Source organism: Sphingorhabdus lutea (assembly GCF_001889025.1).
Classification (GTDB): Bacteria; Pseudomonadota; Alphaproteobacteria; order Sphingomonadales; family Sphingomonadaceae; genus Sphingorhabdus_B; species Sphingorhabdus_B lutea.
Genome location: NZ_CP018154.1, coordinates 946,844 through 961,730 on the forward strand (window position 1 = coordinate 946,844; position 14,887 = coordinate 961,730).

Sequence of the window (14,887 nt, forward strand, 5' to 3'; positions counted from 1 at the left end):
GCATTTTTATACAAAAAATGGCGGGCATTTCACACCCACCATATTTTACAATAAAATTGTGCAATTTTTGTACAATTATTATCCCTTATTTAATTCAGAGAATATTCTCTTTTTTAAGATATGAAAGGGAGTGGCTTTAGCTAAATTAGGCAGCTCTTTCTTTAGAACTGCCCGTCTTACGAGAGCATTTTTGCTATGTCTTAGTAGCCTCATATATTGCCAATATCGAGCGCACTGGACCTCAAGTAAATTCATCATTTAACCCGATTGATGGCCCATTCGGGTTTGGCGGCGGTCCAAATCTTGTTGAATTTCGCGCTCATCATCCGCCCATTGAGCCTTGCTTTTGCAAATTTTGCGTCCCTTTACCCTTGTGCCAACTGGTGGCGGAAATTTTTTACACACAATTTCATTGGGATCTTCGGGTGAAGATGCGTTTTTTACATTTTCTTTATCTGTTTTTGCTGGCGCATTGGCTGACATGGATTGTTTTTCAGCTTCGCTGCCGGCTTGCTGTGCGGCGGCGGGGGTTGCAGAGAATAGCAATGCCGCAGCACATAGGGTGAGATGGGGGATATAGGGTGGCATATTATATGTCCTATTTTAAATGTTTAACTGCGGACATATTGGCCATTTTAATATCATTGAGTCAATAGCATAAAAAAGGCGGCATCCGAAGATACCGCCTTCTTAACATTTAAGCTAAAAATAAACTTAGAAGTTCATTTTCGCGCCAACAAATACATAACGACCTGCTGGATCATATACTTCAACATAGGTGTTGGCGTTTGATGAGAAACGGCCGTCAACCAATGGTGGGTCACGATCAAAGATGTTGTTTACACCAGCGGTGATGCTGAATGTATCGTTGATGTCAAAATCAGTGGTCAAGTCAAAATAGTTTTGAGCGCTGATGTCTGAACGTGGATCAACTGAACCGCCCAAATCTGCATCTGGGTTGTTGCCGTCTGTTTTTACAGCGCCAACATAACGCCAGCGAACAGAAAGTCCGATGCCATTATCCATGCTGTAACCCAAACGTGCAGTATGACGCCATTCAGGAAGCGGAGTTCCGCAAACCGAACCATGCAATCCTACGCAGTCATATTTACCGTCAAGATTTTGAGCAGGAACAACAACTCCGGTATCAACACGGAAGCTGTTATACCATGTGCCGTTCATATTCAAGCTAACGCGGCCTGAGCCAAGTTCACGTGAATAGTTAACACCTACGTCAATACCGTCAACTTTCTGACCACCAATATTACGCTGTGTATTGGTAATAAAGGCATTATTACCTACCCACAGATTTTGGCTTACTGGATCACGTTGGATCAAGCTACAGAAGAACGCATCTCCGGTTAAGCCGCAAGTGTTCAAAATCGTTTGAGCGCCAATTCCTTGGATCGCGTCTTTGATATTGATGTTGAAATAATCAACAGTTGCGGTGAAACCTGGCAAGAATGACGAACCGTCAATAACCACACCACCGGTCCAAGAATCAGCTGTTTCTTCGAACAGATTGGGGTTACCACCACCAATTTGGTTATATTGGTCAGCAGGGCTTGCCGCGATGCCGCCATAGTTGGTGGCGCCGGTGTTGGCACATTGTGCTGCGGTAAATGTTGGTGTTGCACCCGCACATGGGTCAGAACCACCCCAAAGACCGATAACATTTGGTGAGAATAATTCTACCACATTTGGTGCACGAACCGAACGGTTGTAGCCGCCACGGAATTTCAATGCATCAATAGGAGACCATTCGCCCAAGATTTTATAGGTATGGGTGCTGCCGATTGAGGTGTAATCAGAATAACGATATCCCAATTCCAACGACAATGATTTTGCAAATGGAGCATCTTCAACAATAGGAACAAGCAATTCAGTGAAAAGTTCTTTTACTGAAAATTCGCCGTTAATATTTTGTTGAGGACCACCTTGTCCAGCCAAATCGCCGGTCGCAAATGCCGCATCAACCGAACGGTCGATTTGAACTTTACGATATTCGGTACCAAGCACTAAGCCAATTGGGCTTGCATTGCCAATTGAACCAAGTTCACCGGTGACATAACCAGAAGCAATATATTCTTCGGTTGTACCACGTTGGAAACCAGGAACGTTTACATAGTCAATCGCTGCTTGAGTGATGCCATTTGCTGCGTTGGTTACAATGCCTTGGCCCCAAAATGGGTTATAAGGCGCACAAGCTGCATCGTCATTTGACGAAATTGCATCGGCGTTAACGGCACAAACGATGTTGCCGCCAACATTTACTGCGTTTAACGCTTTTGCCAAACGTGAAGATGACAAATCGTTAAAATATGTTTCTTGGAATACGGTTGTACCATATTGCAAAGAAACATCATAACGCCAGTTGCCAGTGATTTCACCACGAGCACCGGTCAAAGCACGATAAGTTGTGTGACGAAGGTCATCACGACGTGCGCCGCCCTCTACGTTACGCTTACCGATTAGCAATGAAACAATGCCATCACCAGCTGTTGAGTCCAAACCAGCGGTTTGAGCAGCAGCTGTATCAAGCTGTGAGCACAAAGACGCACCGGTTGCAGCGCTTAACAATGGGCTGTTACATGCAATGTCATATTGGTTAAAGAATGTACCAGATTGCGCAATTTGCGCAACGGTGCGGCTGTCCATGAACATGAACTCTGCATAAACATCAATGTTGTCATTGATTTCATAATTGCCAAAGAAACCAGCTGTCCAGCGTTTGTTAGGACGTTGGAAATAGTTAATTGGAGCATAGTTATATGCGCCGCCATAGGGTCCAATTGAACCGTCAGATTGCGCTGTACCAAATACGATATCACCAAATGCCAAATCGGCAATGGTTGCATTTGGTGCAGTTGCAGAACCACCGCAGGTTACGCGGTTGGATGATGCACTGCGTGACAATGCGCATGATGAGTGATCACGGCTGCCTTGCAAAATTGGGTTAACTTGACGATAGCCCAAATAACCAACAAAGTTACCACGGCCATCACCGAAATTACCACCAATGGTTAGGTTGGTATCCCATTGTTGACCATCAACAACATTACCTGTTGGGTATGAAAAACCGCGTTGGTCCATACGATCACGAATGGTTAAGTCGCTGCCACCAACGGTATCAACAACTTCTTTGTTACGGTTGCTATGTTGATAGAAACCATATTGTGAATTTAATTGAATACCTTCAAAATCGGTTTTCATCACAAAGTTAACAACGCCAGCAACAGCATCGGCACCATAAACAGCCGACGCACCGCCGGTTGATACTTCAACACGCTCTACCAATGCAGCAGGGATCTGGTTAAGGTCAGCTACAGGTAAGGTTGGATCACCAGGTTGCAAACGGCGACCATTTACCAACACCAAGGTGCGGGTTGTGCCAATGCCGCGAAGATCGACGGTAGCCGTTCCTGATGCGCCATTAGAAATAAAGCTGTTTTGACCGCCAACAACACTTGGAAGTGTGTTAACAAGATCTTCGATACGGGTTGTACCGGTTGCGGCGATTTCTTCTGAACCAACAACAGTCACAGGACTTGTTGATTCCAAATCTGGACGCACAATACGAGAACCGGTCACAACGATTCCAGGATTTGATGCTGTATCTTCATCAGCATTTTGTGCGAAAGATGGAGTGGAAATTAATGCCAAACCGATTGCCAAAGGCGCGGCGGCATATTTCAAATTGCTTAGACGTATATTATTCACGTTATCAGCCCCTACTTAATTTTGCATTTCTAAACAAGCATATAGGCAGTCGAAACAACCATGAATGTTTAAGGATAATGCGGATTTATCTTCCCCCAAATTCAGGCAATATGCTCCAAACATATCGCGTCAATTATAGAGTTGAGACAATCGTTAAAGTAAAGAGGGTGGAAGAAGCAAAGCATTTACGCCATTTAAGCAAAGATTATTTATTTGTTGTGGCATCATAGCAACAGTTAACCTTCTTTGCGTAAATCCTTTAAGTATTTATTAAGGCTATTTTTTCGTAATAAATTACTTAATCCTTCATTCCCTCATCTTCGGTTTTAATCCACAATGTTGCAATTGCGGCCAAAAATAATGTGCCGCCTGCAATGGCCATTGTCCAAATGGGTTCATTTGGAAAAAATGCGTTGACTATTGATCCCATAATGGTGGCCACCAATAATTGCGGCACAACAATGAAAATATTGAAAAGCCCCATATATACGCCCATTTTTTGCGCAGGCAGGTTCGATGCCAAAATGGAATAAGGCATTGCCAAAATTGTGGCCCATGCAATGCCGACGCCAATTTCACTGAATAACAACATTATGGGGTCGGTGAATAAAAAGAAGCTTAAAAAACCAGCGCCGCCGCATATCAGCCCCGCCATATATGTTTTAATATTGCCCAGTTTTTTGGATAAAATCGGCAAAAATATCAATGCGGCAAAAACAGCAACGGCATTATAGGATGCAAATAAAATGCCAACCCAATCACCCGCCTGTTGATATGCAGCGGATTGCGGATCGGCATTGCCATAAAAATATTGGGCTACCACGGGTGTGGTGTAAATCCACATGGTGAACAGCGCGGACCAGCTGAAAAATTGGACCAATGCCAATTTCTTCATAATGGGCGGCATTCCGGCAAAATCACCGACAATATGGCTTAAAAAATTATCATCCTTATCCCTTTGTTGTCCTGACTTCGCCATGATTATTGCGGCCATGCTGATAATGCCATATCCGCAAATCAACCCGCCCAGCAGGAATATTTCCTTATTCAATTGCAATGGCGTGACCATGGCGACAATGGCTGCGCCCGCCGCAATCCATAAAATAGAGGAATGTAATTTTTTTTGACTGAGTGCGCTTACATTATCATCTAAATGGGCGGCATTGCTATGCGCGGGATCATTTTGGTTAAAGGCGCGCATTTCTTCTGGGCTATATTCCTTGGTCGAAACCACGGTCCATAAAACCGAAAAAAACATTGCGGCTGCGCCAAAATAAAAACTATATTTAACGGTATCTGGAATATTATTGCCCATGGCTTCGCCCGATACCCCCAACCATGTCAGGGCATAGGGGAAGATAGAGCCAATAACCGCGCCCGCACCAATGAACATGGTTTGTAATGAATAACCGGCTGTATGTTGTTTTTTATCCAACATATCGCCAACAAATGCACGAAATGGTTCCATTGAAATGTTGATGGAGGCATCCAAAATCCACAGCATCATCGCGGCAAACCATAAAATTTCAGCATGCGGCATGATGATTAACGCCAATGCAGCAAAAATTGATCCAGCAAGGAAATATGGCCGTCGTCTGCCCAATTTGCCAAGCCATGTTCGATCGCTAAAATGGCCGATAATCGGTTGAACCAATAAACCGGTCAGCGGGGCCGCAATCCATAAAATGGCCAAATTGTCCAAATCCGCACCCAATGTTTGGAAAATGCGGCTCATATTCGCATTTTGCAGGGCAAAGCCAATTTGAATTCCAAAAAAGCCAAATGAAATATTCCATAAACCTGCAAAATTTTGAATTGGCTTTACCTGTGCCATAATATCCCCTCCGCACTTATTATTTAATCAGATTATTTTGTTAAACTTATAGTGCGCGTATCTTACCCCTTTAGGCAAGAATGCATATTTATGTATTCGTATGCATTATAATAAAAATATAATTAGCCGTAAAATGATACATAAATTGGATGATCTTACGTCAAAATATTGGTCGAATCCCGCATCATTAATTTTGTGGGCAGGGTGATGACCTGTTGCGTCTTTTTGTTAATTTGACCCAATAGGGAAAGGACCAATGCTTCGCCTGCGCCCTTTGCATCCTGTGATATAGTGGTCAGCGATGGGTTGGTCATGGCGGCGCTGGGTAAATTATCAAAACCAATAATGGCGACTTCTTGAGGCACGTTAATTTGTTTTTCCTTTAATGCGCGCATTGCGCCAATGGCGATTAAGTCACTTGCGGCGAATATTGCATCGAAAAATATGCCTTTTGCAATCAATCTACATGCCGCATCATATCCCGATTCTTCGGTCGTTATTGCGTCAATTTGCAATTGGGGGTTCAGCGATATGCCGCAAAGCAATAATGCCTCCTCAAAACCTTGAAACCTCTCTCTAAATTCAGGATAATGATGGCTGCTATTGCCCAAAAATGCGATATTGCGCCGACCAATATTGTGTAAATGCTGCGCGGCCATTCGCCCGCCGCCCCGATTATCTGAACCCAAAGTATATCCTGCACTATCCTGTTCCACTGCGCCCCAACGAACAAAACAGGTTTGATGTTTTTTCAATTGTGCCAAGCGTTCCTGATAATCTTCATAATCGCCATAGCCCAGCAGGATTATACCGTCTGCTTTATGCGTATCTTGATAATCGGTGTGCCAATCATTTGATAATTGCTGCATTGAAATTAACAAATCATATCCATTGGCCGCGCAGGTCCGCGTAATCGACCCCAACATGGTCAGGAAAAATGGATTGATTAAACTATCATCTGGGGTGGGGTCTTCAAAAAATAATAATGCCAAGGTGCTGGAGCTTTGTTTGCGAAGCGAAGACGCATTTTTATCGACACGATAATTTAATTGCGCGGCAATGGCCTCAATCCGCTTTCTTGTTGTCTCACTCACTGCCTTATTGCCGCTTAAAGCACGTGAAACCGTGGGCTGTGACACGCCAGCCAATTGTGCAATATCAAAAGAGGTTGGACGATTGGTCATATAAAATCTTAATTGACAACGAAAGTCAAAAACAAAGGAAAAAAGCTATGCATAATTGAATACGTATGCATTGAGCTATCGCAATTGGCAAATGATAAATATGTAACAACATACCGGGCGAGGAATTCGGTAAAAAAATAACAATACATTGCGTGAGAGAATTAGCGAGAGAGAATATCGTCAAATTATAATATGCGCGATGTTGGCTAGGGAGTATATAATGAAGAAATCCAATTTATTATTGGGCAGGCATCTGTCCCAAACAAGCCGCGTTGCCATGGGCGCATCAATGGCAATTGGCCTGATGATTGCGCCTGCGTATGCGCAAGATAAGGATAAAGAAAAACAAAACGAAGATCAGGTCATTATTGTTACCGGATTTCAGGCCAGCCTTGAAAATGCGGTCGCAGAAAAGAAGAATAATGATCAAATTGTGGAATCGGTTTCTGCCGAAGATATTGGTAAATTGCCTGACGCTTCCATTGGTGAATCCATTGCGCGTTTGCCCGGTTTAACATCACAGCGCACTAGCGGGCGTGCAAATATCATCGCCATTCGCGGTCTTGGTCCGGATTTTTCGCAAACATTGTTAAATGGCCGTGAACAAACCAGCACGGGCGATGCCCGCGCGGTTGAATTTGACCAATATCCATCCGAAATAGTCAATCAGGTGGTGGTATATAAATCTCCAAATGCATCATTGGTGGGACAGGGGCTTGTCGGTACAATTGATGTTCGCACCATCCGCCCATTGGAAGCAGGTAAGCAAATTTTGGCCATTGGCGCACGCGGCAGCTATGCCGATTTGGGTAAATTAAACGCCGGATCAAAAGATTTTGGTTACCGTGTTAATGCAACCTATGTGGACCAATTTGCCGATGATACAATTGGCATTTCTTTGGCCGCTGCCTATGTTGATGAGCCATATCAATTACAAGAATTTAACGCATGGGGATATGCAGGCGCAGGCACAACGGCCAGCCCCAATGTTATTGGTGGATCAAAGTCATTTGTGACTTCCACCCAATTGGAACGTTTTGGTATTAACGGCACTTTGCAATATCAGGTAACTGATAATTTGATGATGACATTTGATGGATTTTATTCAAAATTCACCGATGATCAATCAAAACGCGGCATCGAATTGCCACTTGGTTTTGGTGCATTTGGCACTGGATTTAATCCGGCAACGGCAACAGTGACCAATGGTTTTGCAACCGCAGGCACATTTACCAATGTTCGGGGCGTTATTCGTAATGATATTTTTGAACGCAAGGCGGATCAATATTCATTTGGATATAATGCGGAATATGAAGGCGATGATGGCTGGAAAGCATTTTTGGACATTGGATATTCCAAAACAGACCGCAATGAATTAAGTATTGAATCCTATGCTGGCACAGGATTTAATGGTGATGACACATCAAATGGCGCATCTGCGACCATTGGTTTTACATCAAATGAAACCGGCACAGTGTTTAGTCCCTCATTAAATTATAGCGACCCAACACGCATTTTCTTAACCGACCCATTGGGTTGGGGTGGCGGCACAGTGCCGCAAGCGGGTTATTATAATAACCGTATTGTCGAAGATGAATTGAAACAATATCGTGTTGGCGTTGAAAAAGAATTGGACGGATTTTTATCTGCTGTAAAAGCAGGATGGAGCTATACCGACCGTGATAAAAGCTTGACCCCTGATGAATTTTTGGTGCGTTTGGCGGGAACTGCAACACAAAGTGTCATTCCAACATCGGCATTATTGCGCCCGACCAATTTGTCTTATTTGGGTCTTGGTCCGATTGTTAGCTATGATGCGCGTGAATTAATCGCAAGCGGTGTGTTGACATTGGAGCGCAATTTATCACCCGATATCCCGGCAAAGGCATATCAAATTAGAGAAGATTTGATGACCATATATGTGCAAGCGGATATTGAGCATGAAATGACATCTGCTGTCTTAACCGGTAATTTCGGGGTTCAGGCGATAAATACCGATCAATCATCATCAGGTATAGTTTTTGCCAGCAATGTTGCCCAAAATGTTACCTTGGGTGATAATTATTGGGATGTGTTGCCCAGCATGAACCTGTCGCTGCGTTTTGATAGCGATTTTGTAATTCGTGTGGCGGCTTCTCGTCAAATTCAACGTCCCCGTTTGGATGATTTGCGGGCGGCTGTATCCTATGGCATTGATACAAATGCGGCCAATAACCCCACAGGGGCAAATGGTCCGTTTATCAATGGCGGCGGCGGCAATCCGTTTTTGCGGCCATATCGTGCCAATGCAATTGATGTAAATTTTGAAAAATATTTCGGAAATTCTGGCATTATTTCGGCACAATTCTTTTATAAAGATATAAAATCCTATATTGATCGTGCCCGTTTAATCTTTGATTATACTGGATATCCAACACCAACCGGCCAAACGCCAACGTCAAATATTGGTTTATTGGAAACCAATTTTAACACAGGTGGCGGTTCATTATATGGCGCGGAATTGTCCATGACATTGCCATTTAATAATATCAGCAGCAGTTTGGATGGATTTGGTTTTACTGGCGGCGTTGGATATACCAACACAAAGGTAAAGGATGCAGGCGGTAATGTTGATCAGATCCCTGGATATTCAAAATGGGTTGCCAATGGCACGGTATATTTTGAAAAATGGGGCTTTAACAGCCGGGTAAGCGGTCGTTATCGTTCAAGCTTCCTTGGTGATTTTTCCGGTTTCGGCGGGAATTTGGCACGCCGCACTGCATTGGGTGAATTTATTGTCGATGCGCAAATCGGCTATGACTTCCAAGATGGCAGCGCATTGCAAGGATTGTCGCTATATGTTCAGGGGCAAAATTTAACTGATGAGCGTTTTGCATCAATTGATGGTGATGGAAATCGTTTAAAAGCGCTTGATTATCAAATTTATGGCCGCCGTATCTTGGCCGGATTTACCTATAAATTTTGATAAGATAAACTATCGATCCCCGCTCTATTTCCAAATGGGGCGGGGGCTGATAATCTGGTGTAAATTCGCAAAAGCCTATGGAAGGAGGCGGCAATGAAAAATATTGTCATTGCCGGCGGAGGGACCGCTGGTTGGATGGCGGCTGCTGCATTTGCCCGCTTTCTTTCGCCCAATTATAATATTATTTTGGTTGAATCGGATGATATTTCCACCATCGGCGTGGGCGAGGCAACTATTCCGCCGATCCGCACATTTAATGCAGGATTGGGCATTGATGAACGCGAATTTATTCAAAAAACAAAGGGCAGTTTCAAACTGGGTATTATATTTGATGGCTGGGGACGGCCCGACCAAAAATATATTCATGCCTTTGGTGATATGGGCAGGCCGCTTGGCCTTATCAGCTATTATCAATATTGGCTGCGGGCCAATTTGGCGGGCAATATATCCACGCTTTGGGATGCCAGCCCCAGCGCACAGGCCGCATATCAAAATTTATACAGCCATTTGGCATTAAAAAATGGCGGGCATAGCGGTGTGGCATGGGCATATCATTTTGATGCGGGCCTTTATGCAAAATTTTTACGCGAATATTCCGAAAGTCGCGGGGTAAGACGTGTTGAGGGTAAGATAGTCCAGGTCAATAATAATGGCCAAAATGGCAATGTTGACAGCTTAATTCTTGAAAATGGTGATGAGATAAGCGGCGATTTTTTTATCGACTGCACCGGATTTCGCGCTTTGTTAATCGGTGAAAATCAGGGCGCAAAATTTGATGATTGGTCGCATTTTCTGCCATGTGATGGTGCGGTGACCGTGCCCTGCGCGGATAATGGGCCATTAAAACCTTATACCATATCAAAGGCGCATAAAGCAGGTTGGCAATGGCGCATTGCGTTGCAGCACCGCGTGGGCAATGGCCATGTTTTTTGCAGCGAATATATGAGTGCGGATGAGGCGCAGGCGATATTATTGGCCCATTTGGACGGCGAACCATATGAAGAACCGCGCCATATAAAATTTACAACGGGCCGCCGACGTCAATGGGTTAAAAACTGCCTTGCCCTTGGCCTGTCAGGTGGATTTATGGAGCCGCTTGAATCCACATCAATATATTTAATACAAACTGCGATTGCGCGATTTTTGTCTCTATTACCCAGCGGGCCGCAATGCGAAATTTTGGCACAGGAATTTGAACGACAAAGTCAGATTGAATGGCAGGGGATACGGGATTTTTTAATCCTGCATTATTATGCAAATCAACGAAAAGAGCCATTTTGGGCCAGATGTCGCGCATTGGAAATTCCGCAAAGTTTAAAAGACAGGATAAATTTATTTCAGCAATCGGGTCAAATTTTTCGCCATGATGAGGAATTATTTACCGAGGCTGGTTGGGTGCAATTGATGGTCGGGCAGGGGATAATGCCCCGCGCCTATCACCCGCTTGCCAATAAATTGGATGATGCCCAATTGGCCGAGTTTATCAATATTTCCGGCGCCCATGCGCGCGATATTGCCGGCAAAATGGTGGATCATCGCGAATTTATAAATTTATTATTGGACAGAAAAATAGAGCCTAAATTTACAGGTCATCTATGATGGAGGAGTGAGAAAATGAGAATGACTAAATTGATACTATTGGGGCTTTTATCCTCTGCTGCCATCATGGGACAATCACATGGCGCCATGGCGGCGGGTCATGACATAAAAACATATGACGCAAAAACACAAAATATTCTGCAAGATTTGCGCGCCCGACCGCAAAGCGATGAGGTAATTTATTTTGTCCTGCCCGACCGTTTTGAAAATGGTGATACCTGCAATGATAATGGCGGGATAAAGGGTGACAGGTTAAAAACAGGATTTGATCCATCGCATAAGGGTTTTTATCATGGTGGCGATTTAAAGGGCCTGATTAACCGTTTGGATTATATTCAAGGCATGGGCGTGACCGCCATTTGGTTTGCCCCCATTTTCAAAAATAAACCGGTTCAGGGTCCCAAAAATGGCGAAAGTGCAGGATATCATGGTTATTGGGTAACCGATTTTACCTCTGTTGATCCGCATTTTGGCAGTAATGAAGAATTTAAAGCCTTTGTCGATGCGGCCCATGCGCGGGGCATGAAAGTGTATATGGACATCATTACCAACCATAGCGCGGATGTATTGAAAACCAAGGAATGTGCAGAGCAAAATCAATGTGAATATCGCAGCAAAGCCGATTATCCCTATACCACATTGGGCGGGGTGGATGGCCCAGCCATTAATGAAGGATTTATGGGCGACCATATTCAAACAAAAGAAAATTTTGAAAAGCTGACCAACCCCAATTATGCCGGAACGGTGATGCTTGCCAAAGAAGAAGCCAATATTAAAAAACCCGATTGGATGAACAACCCGATATATTATCATAATCGCGGGGATACGACATTTCAAAATGAATCCAGCCAATATGGCGATTTTGTTGGCTTGGATGATTTTATGACCGAAAACCCAGTTGTGGTGGACGGTTTTATAGATGTTTATGCCGATTGGATTGAAAAATATGGCATAGATGGATACCGCATTGACACTGCCCGCCATGTGAACCACCAATTTTGGCAGAAATTCATTCCGGCTATTTTGGAAAAGGCAAAAAATAAGGGCATCCCCAATTTCCATATTTTTGGTGAAGTATATGGCGATGGTGTAAATCCGGGATATTTGGCACAATTTTCGCGCCGTGACGGCTTTCCTGCATTGCTTGATTTTTCATTTCAGGCGGCGGTGCGTCAGGCCGTGGGGCAGGATGATGGCGGCACGGGATTACGCACATTATTTAGCCAAGATATTTTATATGAAGGCGGCGATATAGCGGCCAAGGCATTGCCAACATTTTTGGGCAATCATGATATGGGCCGATTATCGGGCATGATTAAACAAGATCGCCCCGGCATTTCAAACGAAGAATTGTTAAAAAGGGTGCAATTGGCCCATGCTTTGTTGATGACCCTTCGCGGCGTGCCAACCATTTATTCCGGCGACGAACAAGGATTTGTCAGCGATGGAAATGATCAAGATGCGCGCGAAGATATGTTCCCATCAAAAACGGCGGTTTATAATGATAATGTCCTTATCGGAACAAATGCAACAACAGCGGATAGTAATTTTGATATGGGTCACCCAATTTATCAATTGATTTCGTCATTGGCCGATATCCGAAGCCAGCATAAGGCGCTGCGTTCAGGAGATCAGAAATTGCGTCTTTATGGCGAAAAATCGGGAATTATCGCTGTATCGCGTTTTGATCCAGATGATGGCAGCGAATATTTATTATTATTTAACAGCGCCAATGAAAACATAACTGCCAATGTAGAGGTTGATGGCGCATCGATGAATTTTGAAAATATTACAGGAAGTTGCCCCAAAAAAATAAGCACAACAGGAAGCATTAAAGTGCAGATGGCGCCGTTAAGTTTTGCAATATGCCGCGCGATAATTGGTGCAGAATAACAATAAAATAAACGAAAATTGGAATAAGTTTTTTAAAATATGACACATGAAATAATGGCACAAACAGCGCATGAAATAATCCAGCCATGGTGGCGGGGCGCGGCGATTTATCAAATTTATCCGCGCAGCTTTGCCGACAGCAATGGCGATGGCATTGGCGATTTGCCAGGTATAACCCAAAATTTAGAGCATATATCTTCATTGGGCGTAGATGCGATTTGGATATCGCCATTTTTCACATCGCCGATGAAAGATTTTGGATATGATGTCGCCGATTATTGCGATGTGGACCCCATTTTTGGCACATTGGATGATTTTGATAATTTGGTTGCCCGTGCCCATTCATTGAAACTTAAAGTCACTATTGATCAGGTATTTTCCCACACATCGGATATTCATTCATGGTTCACGCAAAGCCGGTCAAGCCGCGATAATGACAAGGCGGATTGGTATGTTTGGGCCGATGCAAAGGCCGATGGTTCGCCGCCCAATAATTGGCAATCAGTTTTTGGCGGGCCGGCATGGACATGGGATGCGCGGCGCGGCCAATATTATTTACATAATTTCTTGTCCAGCCAGCCACAATTAAATGTGCATAATATTGAAGTGCAAGATGCATTATTAAATGTCTCTAAATTTTGGCTTGACCGCGGGGTTGATGGCTTTCGCATTGATGCGTTAAACTTTGCCATGCATGATCCGCAATTGCGCGATAACCCGCCTGCGCCGCCATCAAATAAAAAACGGACCCGTTCTTTTGATTTTCAATTGCGGCAATTTAATCAATCGCATCCGGATATCCCAATTTTTATTGAACGTATTCGCGCATTGTTGGACCAATATGACGGTATTTTCACCGTGGCCGAAGTGGGCGGTGATGATGCAGAGCGCGAGATGAAATTATTCACCCATGGCGACCAAAGGTTGAACAGCGCCTATGGTTTTAATTTCCTTTATGCCGAAAAATTAACGCCGGCCTTGGTTCGTGAGGCGGTGGAACAATGGCCCGAAGAAACGCATATTGGCTGGCCAAGTTGGGCATTTGAAAATCATGATGCGCCGCGCGCTGTTTCGCGCTGGGCCGCGCCGCAATATCGACATGAATTTGCGGCGATGAAGATAATGTTATTGGCATGTTTGCGCGGAAATATCATTATATATCAGGGGGAAGAATTGGGCCTGACGCAGGTGGATATACCATTTGATATGTTGCAAGATCCCGAAGCAATTGCCAATTGGCCATTAACGCTTAGCCGTGATGGCGTTCGTACCCCCATGCCATGGGATGATAAACGCGAATTCCTTGGCTTTGGCACGGTTCAACCATGGTTGCCCTTTGGCGATGATCATGGCGCAATGGCGGTTAATATCCAAAATAATGACGAAAATTCAATTCTTTCTTTGACCAGAAAGGCAATAAGGCTGCGTAAAGAATATGCCGCGCTGCGTCATGGCGGAATTAAAATCCTTATCGCCAATGATGATTTATTGGTTTTTGAACGTCATGCAGAGGGCCAATGCATATCATGCATTTTCAATCTGGGCATGGAAACGCGGCACTATATGCCGGTGAAACCGGAAAAATGGCAGATAATATATAATGAAGGCGGCAATATATCACAGGCCGGATCATGGCAAATCGGTGCATATGGCGCGATGATTATGTCGAATATTTAATGTATTTGGGGCGGA

8 protein-coding genes are annotated in these 14,887 nt (G+C 44.1%); 4 read left to right on the forward strand and 4 right to left on the reverse strand.

The genetic code is table 11. The features are described 5' to 3' along the window. Positions 1–258: 258 nt before the first annotated feature. From LPB140_RS04555 to LPB140_RS04570, 4 genes are all read right to left on the reverse strand, one after another. A complete protein-coding gene (locus tag LPB140_RS04555; protein WP_072558844.1) occupies positions 259–588 on the reverse strand; it encodes a hypothetical protein in 330 nt (109 codons plus the stop codon). A 126-nt stretch (positions 589–714) separates the two neighbouring features. Next, positions 715–3,720: a TonB-dependent receptor domain-containing protein gene (locus tag LPB140_RS04560; protein ID WP_072558845.1), complete on the reverse strand. Its 3,006-nt coding sequence runs from the start codon at positions 3,718–3,720 to the stop codon at positions 715–717. A gap of 298 nt (positions 3,721–4,018) precedes the next feature. Further along, positions 4,019–5,554: an MFS transporter gene (locus LPB140_RS04565; protein WP_072558846.1), complete on the reverse strand. Its 1,536-nt coding sequence runs from the start codon at positions 5,552–5,554 to the stop codon at positions 4,019–4,021. Positions 5,555–5,709: 155 nt separating this feature from the next. Further along, positions 5,710–6,738 carry a LacI family DNA-binding transcriptional regulator gene (locus LPB140_RS04570; RefSeq protein ID WP_072558847.1) on the reverse strand — a complete coding sequence of 343 codons (1,029 nt, stop codon included), beginning with the start codon at positions 6,736–6,738 and terminating at the stop codon, positions 5,710–5,712. A gap of 289 nt (positions 6,739–7,027) precedes the next feature. Here LPB140_RS04570 and LPB140_RS04575 point away from each other — a divergent pair, with 289 nt between their 5' ends. The 4 genes from LPB140_RS04575 (at position 7,028) to LPB140_RS04590 (ending at position 14,872) form a co-directional block, all read left to right on the forward strand. Beyond that, the gene (locus LPB140_RS04575) at positions 7,028–9,703 is read left to right on the forward strand and encodes a TonB-dependent receptor (protein WP_072560350.1); all 2,676 of its coding nucleotides are present in this window, start codon (positions 7,028–7,030) and stop codon (positions 9,701–9,703) included. A gap of 93 nt (positions 9,704–9,796) precedes the next feature. Then, on the forward strand, positions 9,797–11,302 hold the full coding sequence (locus LPB140_RS04580; RefSeq protein ID WP_072558848.1) for a tryptophan halogenase family protein: 1,506 nt from the start codon (positions 9,797–9,799) through the stop codon (positions 11,300–11,302). A 21-nt stretch (positions 11,303–11,323) separates the two neighbouring features. Continuing rightward, positions 11,324–13,195 (forward strand): alpha-amylase family glycosyl hydrolase, encoded by a 1,872-nt coding sequence (locus LPB140_RS04585; protein ID WP_232223453.1) that lies wholly within the window; start codon positions 11,324–11,326, stop codon positions 13,193–13,195. A 54-nt stretch (positions 13,196–13,249) separates the two neighbouring features. Beyond that, positions 13,250–14,872, forward strand: coding sequence for an alpha-amylase family glycosyl hydrolase (locus tag LPB140_RS04590; protein ID WP_072560354.1), 1,623 nt, complete (start codon positions 13,250–13,252; stop codon positions 14,870–14,872). Positions 14,873–14,887 lie beyond the last annotated feature (15 nt).